This is a genomic window from Mesorhizobium sp. 113-3-9, assembly GCF_016756515.1.
Lineage (GTDB): Bacteria > Pseudomonadota > Alphaproteobacteria > Rhizobiales > Rhizobiaceae > Mesorhizobium.
In genome coordinates, this window is sequence record NZ_AP023246.1 from 313,202 (window position 1) to 334,663 (window position 21,462).

Here is a 21,462-nt window from a genome sequence, read left to right on the forward strand (position 1 = left end):
GCCTGGAACAACGCCCCAGGCGTCCGCTTTGAACGGCCCAGGCGCGCGACCGGCTGTCGGCTCGCCCGAGCGGACGGCCCGGAAGCGTACGCTGATCGTGTCGCACGACCCGAGCTTCCCACCCGCTTCGGGTTCGGATCTGAGAAACTACCGCAACGCTGAAGCGGCCGCCGGGTTCGGCCCGGTCTGCCTGGTTTCGGTGCGACCAAAGACAGAAGGAAACGTGCCTGATCCATTGATCCGCGTAGAGGCCCTGTCGGCCGAGGGAGAGCCCCGCACGGCCTCGATCGGTTGGTGGCGCTCAAGGGCGGAGAATCGCATACCGCGTTCCGCCCTGACGCGGCTTGAGACGCTGATCGGTGAATTCCGCCCGGACACTATCGTCATCGAGAGCATCAGCCTGTTCAAGCTGATGCGGCCTATCAGACCGCTGGCGGAGCAGCTCATTCTCGACATGCACAATGTCGAATCCGACCTGGCCGGACAGATCAGGCATCTCAGCACCAAGCGAACCGCGGCTTCATTCGGCGTCAGGTTCCTCGAGAGGAAGGCACTATCCGTTGTCGACAGGGTATGGGTCTGCTCGAACCTGGATCGCCAGAAGCTGATGACGCTTTCCCGGCACAATATCCCGATCGACGTCGTTCCGAACGGAATTCCGCAAGCCGGCAATGGTCCCGGGCACCTGCCTGCCGAGCCGGCAACCGGCAACGGCTTTCCGGTGATCGTGTTCATCGGCCATCTCGCCTATCCGCCAAACGTCGATGCCGCGCAGCGGTTGGCCAGTGTCATATTGCCCCGTATCCGAAACGCCCTGCCGGATGCCAGGCTCGTCCTGGCTGGACGCACACCAAGACCGGAGGTGCGGGCACTGGCCGGATTGCCTGGTGTGGAGCTCATCGAAGATCCCGCGGATGTCGCGCCACTGTTGTCCAGCGCGCATCTCACCATCGTCCCGCTGACGGCGGGCGGCGGCACACGCATCAAGATCCTGGAAGCAATGGCCGCGGGCGTGCCGGTGGTCGCCACGCCGATCGCGGCCGAAGGTCTGGACCTGGTCGAAAATGAGGAGGTGCTGCTGTCTCACTCCGACGAAACGCTTGCCGAGACGGCCATCGAACTTTGTCTCGACCCCGAACGCAGGGCGCGGCAACGCCTTCGCGCGTATCAGGCGGTATGGGCAAGGTTCGGCCCACAAGCGATCCGCGACGCCGTTCGCAACGGGCTTGGACTAAACGGTGCGACCGTATGATCCCGCCGATCCTGCACCAGACATGGAAGACCGACAGCGTTCCCGCACGCTTCCAGGCGTATGCCGAGAGCTGGAAACAGCACAATCCACACTGGACGGTGATGTTCTGGAGCGACCGGATGCTGCTCGAATTCGTGGCCGAGCACTACCCTGATTTCCTGCCAATGTTCTGCAGCTACACGAACGGCGTGCAGCGCTCGGATGCGGCGCGCTACATGCTGCTGCATCATTTTGGCGGGGTCTATGCCGACATAGACTGCGAATGCGTCGCGGCCTTCGATCCGATCATGGACGAGACCCGTGTCGTGCTGTGCAAGGAGCCGGCTTCGCATGCGGCCGTCCAGGCGGATTTCCGGGGCCTGCCCTACCTCCTGTTCAACGGGACGATGGCGAGCCCGCCCCGTCATCCGTTCTGGATGCATCTTCTGTCGATGATGCCCGGGCTCGCCGGCGCCAAGGACATACTCGACGCGACCGGTCCTTGCCTCTTGACCTCCGCCCAGCGCGGCTACAGCGATCAGGCGGCCTTCGCCATCCATCCCTCCGGCCTGTTTGCGCCGGTGACGTCGGTCGGGAGCACCGAGCGCGAGGCCGGCGACGATACGGCGCCGCTTTCGATCCATCACTGGGCCGGCACATGGTGGACCCCGGAGCCGCCGCCGAAATGGACAACCAAGCTTCGCAACCGGGCCTATCGGCTTTGGTACCTCCTGACGCGCGGTGCGTATCTGGATGAGGCCGTGGCAAAAGCCAGCGTCGACAAGGCTGTCCTCTCGGCACCGCCGCCCCTGGGCGGCAATATTGCCGTTCTGGTGCCGCTTCGCGATGCCGCCGACCTTATCCAGCCTTTTCTCGATGCGCTGGACGGGCTCGACTACGCCAAGGACAGGATCAAGCTGGTCTTCTGCGAAGGCGACAGCCTGGACGGGAGTTGGGAGCGGCTGCAGGCCGCGACAGCGGGACTGGCCGGCAAATATCGCGACGTCGTGCTGCTGCAGCGACAGGTCGGCACCAGGCTCGACAGGACAAAGCGGGCAAAGCCTCGGATGCAACGCGTCAGGCGCGGCGCGATCGCCAAGGTGCGGAATTACCTGATCGATCACGGGCTGAAGGAAGACGACGACTGGGCGTTGTGGATCGATATCGACGTCTGGCGCTTTCCCGGCGATGCGCTGAACCAGTTGATCGCCACCGGGCATCGCATCGCGGTGCCCAACTGCGTGAAGATCGCCAATGGCGGCAGCTTCGACCTGAACAGCTTCATCATCAGGCGGCAGATCAAGGATTATCGCTACTACCGCGAGATACGCGGCGGCCTTCACCAGCCTTCGGCGCAGACACCAAGTCGATATCATCTCAGTGATGTCAGGCATCTCGACATCATCGACCTGGACGCGGTCGGCGGAACGATGCTGCTGGTCGATGCCGCCTTGCATCGCGGCGGCCTTCGCTTCCCTGAAATTCCCTACCGCGACCTGATCGAGACCGAAGCTTTTGGCGTGCTCGCCAACGATCTCGGCATCAGGCCGGCCGGCCTGCCGAAGCTGGAGATACTACACGTCCCCTGGTGAAGCGGCGGCCTGCCGAAGCGCCTGCCTGAGCGGCTCCAGACAGGTTTGCGGGCGCAAGCGCTCCCAGACATAGTTCGGATCCGTCAGATGGGCGACTTCGTCGATCCAGCGTTGCGGCGCTTCTGGATCCCTGACCTCGTGCCAATCCTCGACAATGATGACAGGCAGGCCTTCGTAGAGAGGGTCCATCGGCGATGTCTTGGTCACCACGATGCAGCCGAGATAAAGCAGTTCCCATGTCCGGTGGCAGTCCAGGCCATTTCCCGTGGTCGAGAGCACGAGCGGGTATTGCGCATACAGCTCCCAGATCGCGCGCTGCGACACACGTTTCCCGAGGAAATCGACATGTGGGCATCCGTCCAGGGCATCAAGCACTTCTCGACGCTGGCTGGAGCCCCTGCTGATGCTGAAATCGCAGAACACCCTGGGTGGGCGGCGATCCGCATCCCCCTGCCGGCGGCGCAGGGCTTGCAACTGCCGAACCATGCCGGTGGGCGTGGCAAGGGAACGTGGTGTATGGAGGTCCAGCCCGATCGGAAACGGCTTGATCCTGGGATGATCACCGTCGCAGTTCTGGCTGTACCAGGACACCAGATAGGGGTTGGCAAGAAGCCGCTCGACGGTATCTCTTGCCAGGTCCGATGGCACCGATGCATCGCCGTCGGTGGTCAGCAGGATGAAGGGCGCCCTGATGGTCGGCAGGGCTACCCGGGTGAACGTGTCGAGATCGCAGGTTCGCGAAACCCTGGCCAAGCTGCTCAGCCGAACCCAGACGATGCCGTGCGCGCCGCTATAGTGGTCGCGGAAAAAGGCCTCGCCCTGGGTCGATTCGGTCAGTGCGCGGCGATACCAGTCAGGCCCGGCAAAATCGCAGAAATGCCCGATCCCTTGCGACCACAGCACGGGAGGAACGCTGAAGAATCTCAGCGCCTTGGAATACACAGCTTTTTTGCGTTTGGCCCACCAACGCTTCATGCCCATCGGCAACGCTTAGCCCAGACACGGTAGCGGCAGCAATGTCCTGCCGGTCTGTGCCCACAGGCCATGCGAGAGCCCGCGATTCCAATCGTCAGACGTGCAATTCCCTCGAAATCGGCGGGCCGACCGAAAATCCGGAAAATGTGACTTCGAAACCCTCGCGCTGTGGCGAGCAGCACATCATGCCGACATCGACCGTCTTCGAGGTCGGGAAATAGGCGAGCCGCACCGGCTTCCAGTGACCGTCCGAAGCATCGAGATACTGGACGCGGATCGCCTCGCCATGGCGGGTCAGGCGGATGCTGACGCCATTGGGACCGGCATGAATGGCCACCAGCGACCAGTCCGATGTGTCGTTGGTGACCACGACGGAGAAATAGGCGAGGCCGTCGGTGTATTCGATGCCGGCCTTGATCCAGTGCGTTTCGCTCAGCCGGACCATCAGCCCGGCCTGGTCATAGAGCACCTTGTAGTCGCCCTTGACGGTGACTTCGGCGGTGAAATCGCCCTCGACTTGCCGATGCAGGAAGTGGCCGTTGTCGCGCCAGAAGCCGTAGAAGGTCTCGCGCCAGAAATCGGTCTCCTTGCCGGTGCGCACGCGCACCGCATCACCGTCAATGGCGTGATGCGGCGGCGGGTTCAGCCAGGTCAGGTCCTGCAATGTCATTGCCTCATGCCGGTTCCATGCGAAGGTTCGCCGGCCCGACAGGCCGGCGCCTCATCAGCCCGCGAATGTATAGGCGGTCTTCACCGTGGTGTAGAACTCCATGGCATAGCGGCCCTGTTCGCGCGGGCCATAGCTCGAGCCTTTGCGGCCGCCGAAGGGCACATGGAAATCGACACCCGCCGTCGGCAGGTTGACCATCACCATGCCGGCTTCCGAATTGCGCTTGAAGTGGGTCGCGTGCTTGAGGCTCGAGGTGCAGATGCCCGAGGTCAGCCCGAAGGGCGTGTCGTTGGCGACGGCAAGCGCCTCGTCATAGTCCTTGACGCGGATGACGCTGGCGACCGGCCCGAAAATCTCCTCGCGCGAACTGCGCATGGCATTGGTGGCCTCGGTCAGCAGCGCGGGGCTGAGATAGAAGCCCGGCGTCTTGCGGTCGAGCCGTTCGCCGCCGAAGGCGAGCGTGGCGCCTTCCCTGACACCGATGGCGATGTAGTCCTCGTCCTGCTTCAGCTGCGTGGCATCGACGACCGGGCCGATCTGGGTCTGCGCATCGAGCGCATCGCCGATCACCAGCTTGCCCATCCGCTCCTTCAGCGCATCGACGAAACGGTCATGGATACCTTCGGTCACGATCAGTCTGGACGAGGCCGTGCAGCGCTGGCCGGTCGAGAAGAAGGCGCCGTTGAGCGCGCAATCGACGGCGACCGCAAGATCGGCATCGTCAAGCACGACCAGCGGGTTCTTGCCGCCCATTTCGAGCTGGAACTTGCGCATGTGTTCCACGCTCGCGGCGGCGACGCGCTTTCCCGTGCCGACCGAGCCGGTGAAGGTGATGGCATTGACGTCGGGGCTGTCGAGCATGGCCTGGCCGACCACCGAACCCTTGCCCATGACAAGGTTGAGCACGCCCTTGGGCAGGCCGGCGCGATGCAGGATGTCGACGATCGACCAGGCGCTCTCGGGAACGAGTTCCGCCGGCTTGAAGACGATGGTGTTGCCGTGAGCCAGCGCCGGCGCGATCTTCCAGGCCGGAATGGCGATGGGGAAATTCCACGGCGTGATGATGCCGACGACGCCGACCGCTTCACGCGTGATCTCGACACCGACGCCCGGCCGCACGCTCGGAACCATCTCTCCGGTCAGCCGCAATGTTTCGCCGGCAAAGAAATCGAAGATCTGGGCGGCGCGGATGGTTTCGCCGATGCCTTCGGCCAGCGTCTTGCCTTCCTCGCGTGCCAGGTTGCGGCCGATCTCGTCCTTGCGCGCCATGATCTCGTCGGACGCCTTCTTCAGCACCGCGTGGCGCGCCAACGGACCGGAGCGGGACCATGCCGGGAACGCCGCCTTGGCCGCGGCGATCGCTTGGCTAGCCTGTTCGACGCCCGCCGAGGCGTATTCGCCGACGACGTCGCCGGTGTCCGAGGGGTTGATGTTGCGGGACCCGGCGTCGCCGACCCATTCGCCATCGATGAGGTTTTTTCGAAACTGAGCCATGTCCTGGTCTTTCCTGCTGGTTGGCCGCGCGGCGGCATCTGTCCGAACTGGTATTTGCCAGACAATTGTGTTGCGGGAAAGCACGCACTGGCCGAGCCGCCGCGACAAAAACCCCGGGCCTGTCCTGGCTTTGATGGGACGGCAGGGGCCGGCACCCATGAACCTGCAATCCGGCCAACGTCGGCCAGATGTCATCGCGGCTTAAACGAATTGCCCTGTACATAGGTGTCCACGACCTTGATTTGCCTGATCCGGCATGTCATGCGTCGTGCTGATGGCAGCAATCGAAACGACGATCCAGCGCGCCGGCGCCACCGGCAACATCAAGGCCACTCGTGAAGACTGGCTGAAGCTGGCGCTTGAAACGCTGATCTCCGACGGTGTCGAACGCGTCCGCGTGCTGACGCTTGGCCAGCAGCTCGACGTCTCGCGCTCCAGTTTCTACTGGTATTTCAAGAGCCGGCAGGATCTGCTCGATCAATTGCTGGGCTACTGGCGGCAGACCAACACCAGGTTCATCGTCGAACGCGCCTCGCGGCCCTCGGCGACCGTCATTCGTGGGGTGATGAGCATTTTTGAATGCTGGGTGGATGAAAAGCTGTTCGACCCCCGGCTGGACTTCGCGATCAGGGCCTGGGCCCGCCGCTCTCCCGCAATCCGGCGCGCGCTCGACGAGGCCGACGAAGAGCGTGTCAGTGCCATACGCGACATGTTCAAGCGCCATGGCTACGAGGAAGAAGACGCATTCGTGCGGGCCCGTGTCCTCTATTTCATGCAAATCGGCTATTACTCGCTCGAGCTCAACGAACCGATGAGCACCCGCCTCACCCACGTCGCCTCCTATCTGCGCAGCTTCACCGGCCAGGAGCCGCCGGCGGAAGATGTCGAGGACTTCGCGCGCTATGTCGAGAAGACGCTTTCCGGCAAACGGTAGGCGCGCAACCATCGGCCACCTCGGCCTGACGATCCTGCCCGACGCCAGACGAGGTTGGCCGAAGCCTCCCCAACTTCGTCATCCCCGGACGAAGCAGGAGCGAAGCTCCGTCGCGGAGGCCCTGGGATCCATTCCGTGACCTTAACCGTGGAGTGCAGCAGAGCAGAATTCTGCACCGTTGCAACGCTCAGGAGTCCCGGCATGGATCCCTTGGGCTGCGGAGCAGCTCCAGGGGTCTGCGCTGCGTCGCTTCGCTCCAGGATGACGAAGCGATGAATGTTCGCCTCTCTGGACATGGCGAGAGGTCTCGGAATGATGGTGCGATCCGTTGTTCGCAACACACTGGACACATATGTCCAATGCCAGTAGGGTGCGCCGCCATACCGGGTGGAGTGCAGCAGGATGAAATCCCAATACAGGGCGATCGTTATTGGCGGCGGCGTGGTTGGAGCCTCGGTGCTCTATCACCTGGCGAAGTTCGGCTGGAGTGATGTCGCACTGATCGAACGCGAGGTGCTGACAGCCGGGTCGAGCTGGCACGCGGCCGGCGGCTTCCACGCGCTGAACGCCGACCCCAACATCGCCGCGCTGCAGGCCTACACGATCGATCTGCTGTCGGAGGTCGAAAAGGAATCGGGCCAGAACATCGGCATGCACATGACCGGCGGCATTTCGGTTGCCTCGGCACCGGAGCGCTGGGAATGGCTGAAAGCCTCCTACCGCATCTTCCAGACCATGGGCATAGACGATGTCCATCTGGTCGGCGTCGACGAGATCAAGCAACGCTGCCCAATCCTCAATACCGACGGCATACTGGGCGGCCTTTATGCGGCACGAGAAGGCCATATCGACCCCTCGGGCGTCGTCCACGCCTATGCCAAGGCGGCAAGGAAACGCGGCGCCGACATCATCGAGCACAACCGCGTTCTGGAACTCAACCGTCGCGTCGACGGTAGCTGGGACGTGGTCACCGAGAAAGGCACTCTCATTGCCGAGCACGTCGTCAACGCCGGCGGATTGTGGGCCAAGCAAATCGGCCGGATGGCCGGCATCGACCTGCCGGTTTCGCCAATGGAGCATCACTATCTCGTCACCGAAGCGCTGCCCGAGATCCAGGCGCTCGACCGGGAATTGCCGCTGATCGTCGACCTCGAGGGCTTCACCTATATGCGCCAGGAGCAGAAGGGGCTGCTGCTCGGCATCTACGAGATCAACCACAAGCACTGGAACATGGACGGCGCACCCTGGGATTACGGCATCGAGCTGATCCAGGAGGACACCGACCGCATCGCCAACGAGCTGGCGCTCGGCTTCAGCCGCTATCCCTGCCTGGAGACGGCCGGCATCAAGCGCTGGGTGAACGGCGCCTTCACCTTCTCGCCGGACGGTAATCCGCTGGTCGGCCCGGTGCGCGGCGTTCCCAACTACTGGGTGGCCTGCGGTGTCATGGCCGGCTTCCTGCAAGGCGGCGGCGTCGGCAAGTCGCTGGCCGAGTGGATGATCCATGGCGAGCCGGAAGCCGATGTCTACGGCATGGACATCGCCCGCTACGGCGATTTCGCCTCCAACCGCGAATACATCAAGCAGACGACCGGGCAGTTCTATTCGCGCCGCTTCGTCATGAGCTATCCCAACGAGCAATTGCCCGCGGGACGACCGCTGAAGACCGCCGGCGCGCATGACGCCATGGATGCGGCCGGCGCGCGCTGGGGCAATTCCTGGGGCATGGAAGTGCCGCTCTATTTCGCGCCGCAAGGTTTCGTCGAAACACCGACGCTGAAGCGCTCCAATGCCTTCGACATCGTCGCCCGGGAATGCCGCAAGGTACGCGAAGGCGTCGGCCTGCTCGATATCTCCGCCTTCTCGCGCTACGAGATCACCGGACCGCAAGCGGAAGCCTGGCTCGACCGGTTGCTGGCCTGCGCCCTTCCCAAGCCGGGCCGCGCGAAACTGGCGCCGATGCTGGGCGAAAACGGCAAGCTCAAGGGCGACCTGACCGTTTTCAACTGGGGTGACGGCAGCTGGTGGATCATGGGGTCCTACTATCTGCGCCAATGGCACATGCGCTGGTTCGAACAGCATCTCGGCGAGGGCGTTGCCGTACGCGACATTTCGGACGCGGTCGTCGGCTTTTCGCTCGCCGGCCCCAATGCCCGCCGTCTGCTCGAACGGCTGACGCACCAGGATGTCTCGCACCAGGCCTTCGGTTTCCTCACCTGCAAGACGCTGGATGTCGGCCTGGTTCGAGCCAAGGTCGGGCGGCTCTCGGTCATCGGCGAACTCGGCTACGAAATCCATTGCCAGGCCAATGAGCATGCGGGGCTGCGCCGAGCGCTGCTTGCGGCAGGCAGCGACCTCGGCGTCACCGAATACGGCTTCGGCGCGGTCAATTCGCTGCGGCTCGAAAAGAGTTTTGGCATCTGGTCGCGTGAGTTCACGCAGGATTACACACCGGCCGAGACCGGCATGGACCGCTGGATCGCTTTCGACAAGGGCGACTTCATCGGCCGCGAAGCGGCGCTGAAAGAGCGGAAGGCCGGCGCCAGGCGCACGCTGGTGACGATCGAGATCGATGCCGCGGATGCCGACGCCAGCGGCTACGAACCGGTCTGGAGCGGAGGCAAGCTTGCCGGCTTCGTCACTTCCGGCGGCTATGGCCATACGGTCGGCAAGAGCCTCGCCATGGCGCTTGTCGATAGCGATGTCACCGATGTCGATACTGAGTTGACAACCCATATCGTCGGCGTCGAAAGAGGTGCGCGCGTCATCGCTTCGTCGCCTTACGATCCACTGGGCAAGGCGATGCGGGCATGATCGATCGAACCGGTGCCGTCCATGCTGAAGACCATGCCATGATCCACGCCCGCTCCCTGAAATCAGGCCTGTCCGGCACGCCATGACCAGACGCTATTCCGCTCTGTCGCTGTTCAAGGAAGGCCTGGCCGGCCAGACCGGCTGGAAGCAGGCCTGGCGCTCACCCGAGCCGAAACCGTCCTATGACGCGATCGTCATCGGCGGTGGCGGCCATGGGCTGGCGACGGCCTATTACCTGGCCAAGAATCACGGCATCGCCCGGGTGGCCGTGTTGGAAAAAGGCTGGATCGGCGGCGGCAACACCGGCCGCAACACCACGGTGGTGCGCTCCAACTACTATTATCCGGAAAGCGTCGAGCTCTACGGACTGGCGCACCGGCTCTATGAAGGCCTGTCGAAGGACCTGAACTACAACGTCATGCTGTCGCAGCGCGGCATGGTCAATCTCTGCCACTCGACCGCCGAAATGGAGATCGGCGCCCGCACCGTCAACGCCATGCAGATCAACGGCATCGATGCGGAGCTGTTTTCACCCGAGGATGTGCGCCGCGTGGCGCCGATCTACAATTTTTCGCCGGATGCGCGCTTTCCCGTGTTCGGCGGCATCTGGCAAGGCCGCGCCGGCACGGCCCGCCACGATGCTGTCGCCTGGGGTTATGCCCGGGCGGCGAACCGGCTCGGCGTCGATATCATCCAGAATTGCGAGATCACCGACTTCATCGTCGAGGGCGGCCGCTGCCGCGGCGTCCAGACGACGCGCGGCGCGATCCGAGCCGAGCGCATCGGCATGGCCGTGGCCGGCCATTCCTCGGTGCTGGCGGCCAAGGCCGGCTTCCGGCTGCCGATCAATTCCTATGCCCTGCAGGCCTGCGTTTCCGAACCGGTGAAACCGATCCTCGACACGGTGGTGCTGTCGCCCGGCTGCGGCGTCTATGTCAGCCAATCGGACAAGGGCGAGATCGTCATTGGCGGCGGGCTCGACCGCATCCCCTCCTATGCGCAACGCGGCAATTTACCGACGCTGGAAGCCGTCATTGCCGGACTGTTGGAGATGTTCCCGATCTTCGGCCAGTTGAAGCTGATGCGGCAATGGGCCGGCATTGTCGACGTCGTGCCGGACTCTTCGCCGATCATCGGTCCCTCGCCGCTGCCCAATTTGTTCCTCAATTGCGGCTGGGGCACGGGCGGCTTCAAGGCCATTCCCGCCGGCGGCACGCTGCTGGCGAACCTGCTGGCCACGGGCAAGCACAACGACGTCAGCCGTCCCTTCGATCTCGACCGCTTCACCAGCGGGCGACTGATCGACGAAGCGGCCGGCTCCGGCATCGCGCATTAGAGGTTCCTATGCAGCTTTTCCCTTGCCCGTTCTGCGGCCCGCGCGACGAGACCGAGTTCCACTATGGCGGCGATGCCGGCAATGCCAGGCCCGATGGCGCCGACGTGCCGATCGAGCGCTGGGCAAATTACCTCTATCTGCGCGGCAACCCGAAGGGCGCGGCACGCGAGATCTGGGTGCACATGAATTGCGGCGAGTTCTTCGTCATGGAACGTGACACGGTCACGCACAAGGTGCTGTCCTCGGCAGCGCTCGACGGGGAGCACGCCGCGTGACCGCCTCGCGCCTCGCCACCGGCGGCAGCGCCATCGACCGCTCGCGCCCGATCCGCTTCAGCTTCGATGGTGCAACCGTGGACGGCTTTGCCGGCGACACCATCGCCTCGGCGCTGCTGGCCGGCGATGTCGCGGTTGTCGGCCGCAGCTTCAAATACCACCGGCCGCGCGGCATCTGGGGCGCAGGCGTCGAGGAGCCAAACGCGCTGGTCGATGTCGGCGGCCCACGGGCGACGCCGAACACGCGCGCCACGACCGAGCCGGCACGCGACGGGCTGGTGGCGAAGAGCGTCAACGCGACGCCCAGCGCGCTGGCCGACCGCAACGCCTTCCTCGACCGCTTCTCGCGCTTCATTCCGGCGGCGTTTTACTACAAGACCTTCATGTGGCCGGACTGGCACATGTTCGAGCCGCGCATCCGCGCCATGGCTGGACTGGGCAAGGCCGACACCGACTGGACATCGCCGGGCACGGCTGACCAGATCAACCATCATTGCGACGTGCTGGTTGTCGGCGCGGGACCAGCCGGATTGGCGGCGGCCAGGCTGGCGGCAGGCGCCGGCCTCTCCGTCACGCTGGTCCACGACCAGCAGAGGCTGGGTGGATCCCTTGGCCACCGCGCCGGCGAGATCGACGGCAAGCCAGCTTCCGTGTGGGTCGAGGAGACGGTTGCGGAACTTGGCACGGACGGTCACCTGATCCTGACAGCGACCACCGCCTTCGGCATTTACGACCACAATCTGGTCGGGCTGAACCAGCGTCATTTCGATGGCCGGCGCGACACGCTATGGCGGGTCCGGCCGCGCCAGATCGTGCTGGCGACCGGCGCCATCGAACGGCCGCTGCCCTTTGCCAACAACGACCTTCCGGGCATCCTGTCGGCGGACGCGGCACTTGCCTATCTCAGGCGCCATGCGGTGCTGGTTGGGCGGCACATCGTCGCCGCCACCAACAATGACAGTGCTTACGAGGTCGCTGGCGCGCTGGCCGAGGTCGGCGCAGAAGTCACGCTCGTCGACATCAGGCACGACGGCATGCCGGACGCACCGGCCAAGGTGCGGTTGGTCAAAGGGAGGGCGCTTGCTTCCGCCAGGGGCAAACTGCGGGTCGAGGGCGTAACACTGGATGACGGCACCAGGCTCGATGCCGATTGCGTGCTGGTCTCGGGCGGTTGGACGCCGACCATTCATCTCTTCGGCCAGGCCAAGGGCAAGCTGGCCTGGAGCGACGCACGCGCCGCCTTCCTGCCAGGCGATCCGGTCGACGGCATTTCGGCCGTCGGCGCCGCGGCTGGCGCGGTCTCCTTGTCGGAGGTGTTCGCCGGCTCGGAGAAAGCTGTTGGCTTGCTCGGCCAGACGAAGGCAGCCGTGCCGCGCAGCACGGGACCGGAAGCAATGGGCGGCGTAGCGGCGGCCTGGCCGGTGCCCGGTTCGAAAGGGCGCATCTGGATCGACTACCAGAACGACGTGACGGTAAAGGACGTCGAACTGGCGGCGCGCGAAAACTTCGTCTCGGTCGAGCACCTGAAGCGATACACCACGCTCGGCATGGCAACCGACCAGGGCAAGACCTCCAATCTGCCCGGCCTGGCGCTGATGGCCGGCATCACCGGCCGCACGGTGCCGGAAGTCGGCACCACCACCTACCGTCCGCCCTTCACGCCGGTGCCACTGGCAAGCTTTGCCGGCGCGCGCGTCGGCGAGCTGATGGCACCGGTGCGCAGGCTACCGCTGGAGACTATGCATCGCGCCAGCGGCGCCGTCTTCCAGGAATATGGCGGCTGGCTGCGGCCGGCCCATTATGGCGGTCGCGGCGCTGACGCGGATCGCGCCATCCAGGGCGAGGCGTTGCGCGCGCGCCAGTCGGTCGCGCTGTTCGACGGTTCGACGCTGGGCAAGATCGAGGTGATCGGCCCGAAGGCGGCCGAATTCGTCGATTTCCTCTACTACAACACCATGTCGACGCTGAAGCCGGGCCGCTGCCGCTACGGCTTCATGCTGTCGGAGAACGGCGTGGTCTTCGATGACGGCGTGCTGGTTCGGCTGGACGAGCATCGCTTCGTCGTGTCGTGTTCATCCTCGCATGTCGCTGCCGTGCATGCGCGGCTGGAAGAATGGCGCCAGGATCGATTTGGCCGCGACGCGGTCTATATCCACAACGCCACATCGGACATGGCGACGCTGACCGTTTCGGGGCCGAACGCCCGCAAGCTGCTCCAGACACTCGATCTCGGCCTCTCGCTCGACGAGGCCGACCTGCCGCATATGGCGATCGGCCATGGCAGCTATGACGGTGACGAGGTCCGCGTCGCCCGCGTCAGCTTCACCGGCGACAGGAGCTATGAGATTTCGATCCGAGCCGATCGCGCCGAGCCGCTATGGGCGCATCTGCGCCAGGCCGGCCAGGCGTTCGACGCCGTTATCATCGGCCTCGAAGCGCTGATGATCCTGCGCGCCGAGAAAGGTTTTATCGTCATCGGCAAGGACACCGACGGCACCACGCTGCCGCACGACCTCGGCAGCGAAGCGCCCCGCACCAAACGACAGACCGAATATGTCGGCCGCCGTTCGCTGTTCACCGAGGAGGCCTCGCGCGGCAACCGCCTGCAGCTTGTCGGACTGACAGTGCCGTCTGGCGAAGCGCCGCTACCAACTGGCGCCCACGGCATCAAGCGGAACGACGGCAGACTGCACAGCCAGGGCTTCGTCACCTCGAGCTACCAGAGCCCGACGCTTGGCCGGCCTGTCGCGCTCGGCCTGATCGAGCGCGGCGCGGCCCGCCACGGCGAGACGATCGAAATCCAGCATCTCGGCAAGGTTCGGTCGGCGACGATTGCCGCCCCTTGCGCCTTCGACCCGGCGGGAGAGCGGCTCCATGCGTGATCTGGCGGAAAAATGGTCGGTTGCACCTGACTGGCGGAACGCCACGATCGAGGTGCCGGGGCTCAGGATAGGTGCGGTAGCCGGGCTGCACCAACGTCTGGTCAGCGGCGACCTTGCGGCATGGGCCGGGGCATCCGGCTTCGATGGAACGGCCGTCGGTGCGTTCGGCCTGGCCGAGGGCGCACGCTATTCGGTTCGTCTGGCACGCGACCGATTGCTTGCCGTGTCGGCCACGCCCATCGGCATGGCCACGGGGTGGTTCAGCCAAGGGTTCGCGGTGACGGAGATCAGCGCCGGGCTACAGGTGTTCGAGGCAGAGGGTGCGGCGCTTGACGCTTTCATCGCCCGTGGAACGACGCTCGATCCCGGACAGTCAAGCGCCAGTGCGGCACTGTCCTTCGCCGGCATCAGCGCCATCGTCTATCGCCATGAAAGCAAGCTGCGCATCCATGTCGACCGCGGTCTCGCGGCCTATCTCTGGACGTGGGTGACGCAGGCTGCGGGCCACATCGCGGCCGGCAAATAGCCAGGTCAGAGCGTGAACGACCAGAACAGGCAGGCCAGCGTGGCGGCGGCGAAGATCACGAAGAACAGGCTGCGCAACAGCACGTTGCGGCGCAGCTCGTTCATGACGAAGTGGCAACCGACGACCGCCACGGCAAACAGGAAGCGCCAGTTCAGCAACGCCATGAGAGCGCTGCCCTGACCGAAAGCCCATCGGGCGAGCAGGCCGCCGACGATGGTGGCGAACAGCACGATCACCGTCCAGAAGATCGCGTCGGCGGCATGGGTCAGCACGATGCTGGCCGCCCTGATCGGCAGGATCATCATCAGCAGCGCGCTGAAGAAAAAGACTGCCGCGAGCGGAATGAACGTTCCGGCATCGGCAATGCCGTCGAGGCGCCTGACGCCGATCGCGCCATAGGGATAGCCATGCCGCGCCACCGCCAGGCTCAACGCCATCAGCAAGGCGGTCAGCACCGCGACGAGTGCGAAGGTCGTGAGGGCTTTGCTCATGGTGTTCCCGTCCCGGACGAATCAGACAGGAACTTTGTAGCGGGCGGTCGTAAATTGCAGGTAAGCGAGGGTGCCGCCCGTGCGGGTTTCGATCGGTTGCTATTCGGCGGCGATCCTGCCGGCCGAGCGGTTGGCGAGCACGAAGCCGACCTCGTCGACCGCCTGCGCCGCGCGCTTCAGTATGGCCTCGGAGCGCAGCACGCCGTCGGTGAAATCCTTGTCGGTGGCATAGACGGCGGTCGGCAGGGCAAAGGCCTCGAAGAAGCCGAACAGCGGCCGCAGCTGATGCTCGACGATCAGGGCATGGCGCTCGCCGCCGCCGGTCGCCGTCAGCACGATGGGCTTGCCCCGGAGCGCCGCCGGATCGATCAGGTCGAAGAAGTGCTTGAACAGGCCGGTGTAGCTGCCCTTGTAGGTCGGCGAGCCGACCACCAGCACATCGGCCGCGAGGATCTGGGCCAGGATCGGTTGAGCCTGGCCGTCGAGGTCGCGCGCCCACCTAGCCGTGGCCAGCGATGGGCCGACATCCTCTATGTCATAGGTGCTCGCCGACAGGCCATGGCGCGCGGCGATGTCCCTGGTGACCAGATCGACGAAGGCGCGCGTCTTTGACGGCCGGGTGATGTTGCCGGAAAAGCCGACGACTGTTGGGTTTGACATGGCAGTGGGCCTCTTGATGGTCGAAGTTTTGCTGCGCGGGCCGTCCGCCCGCCGGTGGGAAATCAGCTCCAGGCGTGCAGCGGCGGACTGTCGCCACTAGGGATATATTTTCGGAGGATCGAGTCCTTCCATCGCACCGGATGGTGCAGCATGTCGGCGGCTTTCGCCACCTCTATCGGATAGGGGAGATCGACGGCCCTGCCGCCTTCGGCCGTGCCGGGATAATGGCTGTCGCCAAGCGTCGGCGGGAAGCGGAGAACCTTGTTGCGATCGGAAACGTCCCCGGTCACGGCCGGCCTCCCGCGATCCAGCGGCGGGCTATACCTGACGGCGTTGAAAGCGGGCGCAGAAGGGCTGGCATGGCGTGGTCCTGTCCGGAAAACAGATCGCCGATGCAGATTGCTTATTCTATAAATTCTGTAGAGTTAGTTTATTCTAAATCGTTGCCCACGATTAGATTTTTTCTCTTCGGACCATAAGGGCGGAGACGGCCGAAGGGCCGGCCCGCCACGCGCATTGGGTGCATTCCAATTTACATTCTAATATAATCTGATCATTTCCGGTGAACGAAGCTACGGATTTGCCATGGACCTGGACCCCACGACCCTCAATCGGGCTCTGCCGCTCCGCGATCAGATCTATCAGAAGATCCGTAATCTGATCGTCGTCGGACAGATGAAGCCGGGGGAAGTGATCAACGAGGTGGCCATCGCGGAGGCACTCGGTGTCTCACGGACGCCGGTTCGGGAAGCGGTCAAGCGCATCAGCGACGAGGGCCTGGTCAAGATCCTGGCGCAGACCGGCACCTATGTCGCGCCGATCAGCCGGGCCGACCTGGAAGAGGCCTATGTGATCCGCCGGGCGCTCGAGATGGAGAGCGCCAGGCGTGCGGCCGTGAAGCTGACGCCCGCAGCCGCCGAACTGCTTGAGGACAACATGGCGGCGCACCGGCTGGCCATATCGCGCGGCCGGTACGCCACCGCGATCCAGCTCGACGACGTCTTCCATCGTACCATTGCCGAGATCTGTGGCCTGCCGATGATCTGGCGGGCCGTCGACATTTCCAAGGCGCAGATGGATCGTGGCCGTTATCTCGCCATTCCCAAGCCCGGCTATGGCGAACAGACGATCGAGCAGCACGAGGCCATCCTTGACGCGCTGAAGCGACACGATGCCGAAGGCGCCGCGAAGGCAATGGAGCACCATCTCGAGACGTCATTCCGCAACACGCTCGAAGTCGCCGCCGACCTTCTCGGCTGAACCCGCACCGGAGACGGCCCGCACATGCGGAGAATGGGACTTTGCATCGGCCTGAAGGCCTAGGCGATCGCCGAAGACAAGCGCGTTCACGCCGCCGTCTGGCCAGACGTGCTGGAAAGTCATCAGCCGCGCCAACATCCGCAACTACTCCATCTTCCTGCGTGAGCCCGAGAACCTGCTTTTTCGCCTATTGGGAGTATCACGGCAGCGATTTCTCCCAGGATGCCGCGCGAATGGGCGAGTCGGGCACGGCGGCCGCGATGCCGAGAATGTGACCGGAGCCGAGGAGAGCCCGGCTCGAGGCTCGTCATCGATCTCGCCGAAATGGGCAACAGACGGCGAGCCCTGTTTGGGGAGGAGCGGCGCGGCAGCGAGGCGGTGAAACCCTGGATTGTCGGCGCAACCCTCTGGTGAGCGGAGCTGTTTCCGGGCGGCCCGAAGCCGTGCGACCCATTTTCACCGGTTGCGGTTGGCTGAGAGACTGTTTGGTGGAGCCAATCGGAATCGAACCGACGACCTCTTGAATGCCATTCAAGCGCTCTCCCAACTGAGCTATGGCCCCACTTCCGGCAGTCAACCGGCGCCGTTTCCGGCGAAGAGATCAGCGCGGGTTGGAACACCGCGCCGTTAGTGCAGGCGGCTTCTAACCCCGCCTTTCCCAGATATCAAGCCTTCAATGCCGGCTTTTTGTTCACAGGCCAAGAAAGCCTGCAAACGCCTGTCCCTCGGGTCGATCAGACCTCGTCGTCGTCGTCGCCGACGCCGATCATGTCGGCAACGTCGTCGTCTTCTTCCTCTTCGTCGGCAAGGAAGGTGTCGTCCTCGTCGTCGCCGAGATCAACGTCCTCGTCGTCGCCGAGATCGGGCAGGTCGTCGCCCTTGGCGTCGTCGTCGGCCTCTTCGAGCGAGACGACTTCAACGCCCTCTTCGTCCTCGGCGTCCACTTCCTTCTCGGCCACTTCCTCTTCCTCTTCGATGGCGGCGATCTTGCCCTCCTCGAAATAGGAACGCGGATAGGTCTTGCCGGTATAGGGCGAGACGATCGGGTCCTTGTTCAGGTCGTAGAATTTTCGACCCGTTTCGGGATCGATACGCTTTGTGCCAAGTTCGGTTTTTGCCACGGCAAGCCTCGTGAATAAAAGAGTGGTCCCCTTAACCACTGTTTGCGGCGCTGTCAAAGCCAAAAGCCGGCGTCACAAAACCAAGTCCTGAAAGGCCTCGCGGCAAGTGACGACCATGGGGATGACCATTTCGCCCCGCCGTGATACGAGACCGCCGCAACAAATGAAAAGCGCCGGCCCGCCGGCATTCCGTCCAGGGAAATTCCATGTCTCACGCCGCCGCTGCCAAGCCGGCCACCGCCCGCAAATCTCAAGCCCTTTCCGGCACGGCCCGGGTGCCGGGCGACAAGTCGATCTCGCACCGCTCCTTCATGTTCGGCGGTCTCGCCTCCGGCGAAACCCGCATCACCGGCCTGCTGGAGGGTGAGGACGTGATGCGCACGGGCGCGGCCATGAAGGCGATGGGCGCGCATATCGAGAAGCGCGGCGCCGAGTGGGTGATCCGCGGCACCGGCAACGGCGCGCTCTTGCAGCCGGAAGGCCCACTCGACTTCGGCAATGCCGGCACCGGCTCACGGCTGACCATGGGCCTCGTCGGCACCTATGACATGGAAACCACCTTCATCGGCGACGCCTCGCTTTCGGGCCGGCCGATGGGCCGCGTGCTGGAACCCTTGCGCCAGATGGGCGTGCAGGTGCTGAAGGCGACGCCAGGCGACCGCATGCCGATCACGCTGCATGGCCCCAAGCACGCCGCACCCATCACCTACCGCGTGCCGATGGCCTCGGCGCAGGTGAAATCGGCGGTGCTACTCGCCGGTCTCAATACGCCGGGCATCACTACCGTCATCGAACCGGTGATGACGCGCGACCACACCGAAAAGATGCTCAAGGGGTTTGGCGCCAACCTGTCGGTCGAGACCGACGAACGCGGCGTGCGCCACATCTTCATCGAGGGCCAGGGCAAGCTGACCGGCCAGACCATCGCGGTGCCCGGCGACCCGTCCTCGGCCGGCTTCCCGCTGGTCGCGGCGCTGATCGTGCCGGGTTCGGACATTGTGATTGAAAACGTGCTGATGAACCCGACCCGGACCGGGCTTTTGCTGACGCTGCAGGAAATGGGCGGCAAGATCGACATCTTGAACCCGCGCAATGCCGGCGGCGAGGATGTCGCCGACCTGCGCGTGCGCTATTCCGAGCTCAAGGGCGTCGCCGTGCCCCCGGAGCGGGCACCATCGATGATCGACGAATATCCGGTACTGGCTGTTGCCGCGAGCTTCGCCGAGGGCGAGACACTGATGCAGGGCCTGGAAGAACTACGGGTCAAGGAATCCGACCGGCTGTCGGCCGTCGCCAACGGGCTGAAGCTCAACGGGGTGGACTGCACCGAGGGCGAGGCGTCGCTTGCCGTGCGCGGCAAGCCGGGCGGCAAGGGCCTGGGCGGCCATCCCAACGGCCAGGATACGAAGGTCAAGACGCATCTGGACCACCGCATCGCCATGAGCTTTCTGGTGATGGGGCTGGCGACAGAAAAGCCTGTCACCATCGACGACGCCGCCATGATCGCGACGAGCTTTCCGGAGTTCATGGATTTGATGAAGGGGTTGGGCGCTGAGATCGCCACAGAGCGATAACGGACCAAGCGGAGACGACCATGAGTGAGGAGCCAGAATCCTTCGATGAATGGCAACTCGAAGCTATGGCAAGTGTTCAAGAGTATTTCCGAAGAGTTAGTCCAATTGTGAGCTTCACTCTTCGTCGGCCGTATACGATGTCAATCGACCGCTTTTTAGCGATGACAAACGAGTCGCCAACCGCAGAGGCATTTAGGCGATGGGGTGAATTCCACAATAAAAGGAAGCAGATTTTAGTTGACGGGATAAATTCGAACGCCCGAAGTAGTTTGGCAATTTCTGCATATAACTGCCATAGAATTAGGCAAATCGATAACTCAATTATTGAGGCACTGCAGGGCTTTTCAATGAGGCGAAATGAGGTAGTCGCGGGCGGTGACATGACCGTTTTGAATGCGGAATACCAAGCTTTCATTTTGGCCTGCCGCCGTTGCCTTGATCAGCTTACGTACGCGCTATCGGCTTTGTATAAAAATCAATGTGTTAGCTTTCGTAGATTTGGAAACTGGCTGCTGAAACAGGATGATGAAATTGGTGTCTCCCGGTCTCTTGCATCCATCTACAATGCGCACCGACCTAACTTTGATGGCTGGCTGATGAAAGACGGAGACAGCTCTCGATCGATACGTGATGACTTAGCCCACTACAGGTCCATATCCGTCGGAACACTCAACGTAAGCCTAGGTGGTCTACTTCTTGCAGGCATGGACGCGCCGCAAGGGGCGGTTGGCGACAAGCATCTACCTGACGTCGTTCTAGGACTATTTCAACAGCTAAGCGCTTGCGTTGACGAGATGGTAGGCAACGCCACCGATCATTTCTCCTCGTTTCTCATTCAGAAATACTCTCTCCAAGAATGACACACACCTTCACCATCGCCATCGACGGCCCCGCCGGTGCCGGCAAGGGCACGCTCGCCCGGCGTCTCGCCGACCATTACCGGCTGAACCTGCTCGATACCGGCCTCACCTACCGCGCGGTGGCCTATGCGCTGATCCAGCATGCGCTGCCGCTCGACAATGTCTCGGCGGCCGAAACCGCCGCCCGCCAGGTCGATCTGGCGAAGCTCGACCGCGCGGTGCTGTCGGCGCATGCCGTTGGCGAGGCGGCCTCGAAGGTCGCGGTGTTCCCGACGGTGCGGCGCATCCTTGTCGAGAAGCAGCGCGCGTTTGCCAAGACGCCGCCAGGCGCGGTGCTGGACGGGCGGGACATCGGCACTGTCGTCTGCCCCGACGCCGACATCAAACTCTATGTGACGGCGAGCGCCGAAGTGCGGGCACGACGCCGGCTGGCCGAGATCGAAAGCATCGGTGGCACCGCCAATTTCGCCGAAATCCTCGCCGACATCGTGCGCCGCGACGAGCGCGACATGGGCCGTGCCGACTCGCCCTTGAAGCCGGCCGCCGACGCGCACTTGCTTGATACCAGCGAAATGGCTATAGAAGCCGCGTTTCTCGCGGCCATGGCTGTTATCGACGACGTGCTGGCCAGGAGAAACAAGGCCTGATCCGGGTTTTCATGCTGTTTCCGTTGCCGGAAGCGAAGAAAATACCCATATCGGGCACGAACCAGCCTGCCAGCATTCTTCATGCGCCGGAATTGCCGCTTCAAAGCGGCCCAGGGCTTT

At 63.7% G+C, this 21,462-nt stretch carries 19 protein-coding genes, 1 tRNA gene and 1 pseudogene; 13 read left to right on the forward strand and 8 right to left on the reverse strand.

The features are described 5' to 3' along the window. Positions 1–28 precede the first annotated feature (28 nt). Positions 29–1,252 (forward strand): glycosyltransferase family 4 protein, encoded by a 1,224-nt coding sequence (locus tag MesoLj_RS01420; RefSeq protein WP_202324845.1) that lies wholly within the window; start codon positions 29–31, stop codon positions 1,250–1,252. Continuing rightward, entirely contained in the window at positions 1,249–2,823 is a 1,575-nt protein-coding gene (locus tag MesoLj_RS01425; protein ID WP_202324846.1) for a glycosyltransferase, read from the forward strand. Before MesoLj_RS01420 ends, MesoLj_RS01425 begins: the two co-directional genes overlap by 4 nt. Here the strand turns inward: MesoLj_RS01425 and MesoLj_RS01430 are convergent. The 3 genes from MesoLj_RS01430 to MesoLj_RS01440 form a co-directional block, all read right to left on the reverse strand. Continuing rightward, positions 2,806–3,798 carry a hypothetical protein gene (locus MesoLj_RS01430; protein ID WP_244735265.1) on the reverse strand — a complete coding sequence of 331 codons (993 nt, stop codon included), beginning with the start codon at positions 3,796–3,798 and terminating at the stop codon, positions 2,806–2,808. The genes MesoLj_RS01425 and MesoLj_RS01430 overlap by 18 nt on opposite strands. Before the next feature lie 94 nt (positions 3,799–3,892). Continuing rightward, positions 3,893–4,468 carry a DUF1349 domain-containing protein gene (locus MesoLj_RS01435; RefSeq protein WP_202324848.1) on the reverse strand — a complete coding sequence of 192 codons (576 nt, stop codon included), beginning with the start codon at positions 4,466–4,468 and terminating at the stop codon, positions 3,893–3,895. Between the two features lie 54 nt (positions 4,469–4,522). Further along, positions 4,523–5,962 carry an aldehyde dehydrogenase family protein gene (locus tag MesoLj_RS01440; RefSeq protein ID WP_202324849.1) on the reverse strand — a complete coding sequence of 480 codons (1,440 nt, stop codon included), beginning with the start codon at positions 5,960–5,962 and terminating at the stop codon, positions 4,523–4,525. A gap of 274 nt (positions 5,963–6,236) precedes the next feature. Between MesoLj_RS01440 and MesoLj_RS01445 the strand changes: the two genes are divergently transcribed. The 6 genes from MesoLj_RS01445 (at position 6,237) to MesoLj_RS01470 (ending at position 14,729) form a co-directional block, all read left to right on the forward strand. Next, positions 6,237–6,896 carry a TetR/AcrR family transcriptional regulator gene (locus MesoLj_RS01445; protein ID WP_181179700.1) on the forward strand — a complete coding sequence of 220 codons (660 nt, stop codon included), beginning with the start codon at positions 6,237–6,239 and terminating at the stop codon, positions 6,894–6,896. Between the two features lie 402 nt (positions 6,897–7,298). After that, positions 7,299–9,710, forward strand: a complete 2,412-nt coding sequence (locus MesoLj_RS01450) for a GcvT family protein (protein ID WP_202324850.1) — start codon at positions 7,299–7,301, stop codon at positions 9,708–9,710. An 82-nt stretch (positions 9,711–9,792) separates the two neighbouring features. Next, positions 9,793–11,046 carry a sarcosine oxidase subunit beta gene (locus MesoLj_RS01455; RefSeq protein ID WP_140770076.1) on the forward strand — a complete coding sequence of 418 codons (1,254 nt, stop codon included), beginning with the start codon at positions 9,793–9,795 and terminating at the stop codon, positions 11,044–11,046. Between the two features lie 8 nt (positions 11,047–11,054). Further along, the gene (locus MesoLj_RS01460; protein WP_202324851.1) at positions 11,055–11,321 is read left to right on the forward strand and encodes a sarcosine oxidase subunit delta family protein; all 267 of its coding nucleotides are present in this window, start codon (positions 11,055–11,057) and stop codon (positions 11,319–11,321) included. Continuing rightward, positions 11,318–14,203, forward strand: a complete 2,886-nt coding sequence (locus MesoLj_RS01465) for a sarcosine oxidase subunit alpha family protein (protein WP_202324852.1) — start codon at positions 11,318–11,320, stop codon at positions 14,201–14,203. Before MesoLj_RS01460 ends, MesoLj_RS01465 begins: the two co-directional genes overlap by 4 nt. Further along, positions 14,196–14,729 carry a hypothetical protein gene (locus MesoLj_RS01470; RefSeq protein WP_202324853.1) on the forward strand — a complete coding sequence of 178 codons (534 nt, stop codon included), beginning with the start codon at positions 14,196–14,198 and terminating at the stop codon, positions 14,727–14,729. The genes MesoLj_RS01465 and MesoLj_RS01470 overlap by 8 nt, the downstream gene beginning before the upstream one ends. 5 nt (positions 14,730–14,734) lie before the next feature. Here the strand turns inward: MesoLj_RS01470 and MesoLj_RS01475 are convergent, their stop codons facing one another. From MesoLj_RS01475 to MesoLj_RS36805, 3 genes are all read right to left on the reverse strand, one after another. After that, a complete protein-coding gene (locus tag MesoLj_RS01475; protein WP_202324854.1) occupies positions 14,735–15,220 on the reverse strand; it encodes a hypothetical protein in 486 nt (161 codons plus the stop codon). 99 nt (positions 15,221–15,319) lie between these two features. Beyond that, positions 15,320–15,880: an FMN reductase gene (gene msuE / locus MesoLj_RS01480; protein ID WP_202324855.1), complete on the reverse strand. Its 561-nt coding sequence runs from the start codon at positions 15,878–15,880 to the stop codon at positions 15,320–15,322. A gap of 62 nt (positions 15,881–15,942) precedes the next feature. Further along, complete coding sequence (locus MesoLj_RS36805) at positions 15,943–16,170, reverse strand: hypothetical protein (protein WP_244735266.1); 228 nt, start codon at positions 16,168–16,170, stop codon at positions 15,943–15,945. Positions 16,171–16,465: 295 nt separating this feature from the next. Here MesoLj_RS36805 and MesoLj_RS01495 point away from each other — a divergent pair, with 295 nt between their 5' ends. Together MesoLj_RS01495 and MesoLj_RS36210 are read left to right on the forward strand one after the other, a co-directional pair. Then, positions 16,466–17,140 (forward strand): GntR family transcriptional regulator, encoded by a 675-nt coding sequence (locus MesoLj_RS01495; RefSeq protein WP_056569295.1) that lies wholly within the window; start codon positions 16,466–16,468, stop codon positions 17,138–17,140. Between the two features lie 66 nt (positions 17,141–17,206). After that, positions 17,207–17,385, forward strand: a pseudogene (locus MesoLj_RS36210) (L-rhamnose mutarotase); the annotation flags it as partial. Between the two features lie 241 nt (positions 17,386–17,626). On the opposite strand, the gene MesoLj_RS01500 reads toward MesoLj_RS36210, so the two are convergent. Both MesoLj_RS01500 and MesoLj_RS01505 read right to left on the reverse strand, forming a co-directional pair. Further along, positions 17,627–17,702, reverse strand: a tRNA-Ala gene (locus MesoLj_RS01500). A gap of 172 nt (positions 17,703–17,874) precedes the next feature. Continuing rightward, positions 17,875–18,261 carry a TIGR02300 family protein gene (locus tag MesoLj_RS01505; RefSeq protein ID WP_202324856.1) on the reverse strand — a complete coding sequence of 129 codons (387 nt, stop codon included), beginning with the start codon at positions 18,259–18,261 and terminating at the stop codon, positions 17,875–17,877. Positions 18,262–18,467: 206 nt separating this feature from the next. Here MesoLj_RS01505 and aroA point away from each other — a divergent pair, with 206 nt between their 5' ends. The 3 genes from aroA to cmk are packed head-to-tail and all read left to right on the forward strand — an operon-like array spanning position 18,468 to position 21,342. Then, positions 18,468–19,835: a 3-phosphoshikimate 1-carboxyvinyltransferase gene (gene aroA / locus MesoLj_RS01510; protein ID WP_202324857.1), complete on the forward strand. Its 1,368-nt coding sequence runs from the start codon at positions 18,468–18,470 to the stop codon at positions 19,833–19,835. A gap of 20 nt (positions 19,836–19,855) precedes the next feature. Continuing rightward, a complete protein-coding gene (locus MesoLj_RS01515) occupies positions 19,856–20,695 on the forward strand; it encodes a hypothetical protein (protein ID WP_202324858.1) in 840 nt (279 codons plus the stop codon). Continuing rightward, the gene (cmk, locus tag MesoLj_RS01520) at positions 20,692–21,342 is read left to right on the forward strand and encodes a (d)CMP kinase (RefSeq protein WP_202324859.1); all 651 of its coding nucleotides are present in this window, start codon (positions 20,692–20,694) and stop codon (positions 21,340–21,342) included. The genes MesoLj_RS01515 and cmk overlap by 4 nt, the downstream gene beginning before the upstream one ends. The last annotated feature ends 120 nt before the right edge of the window (positions 21,343–21,462 follow it).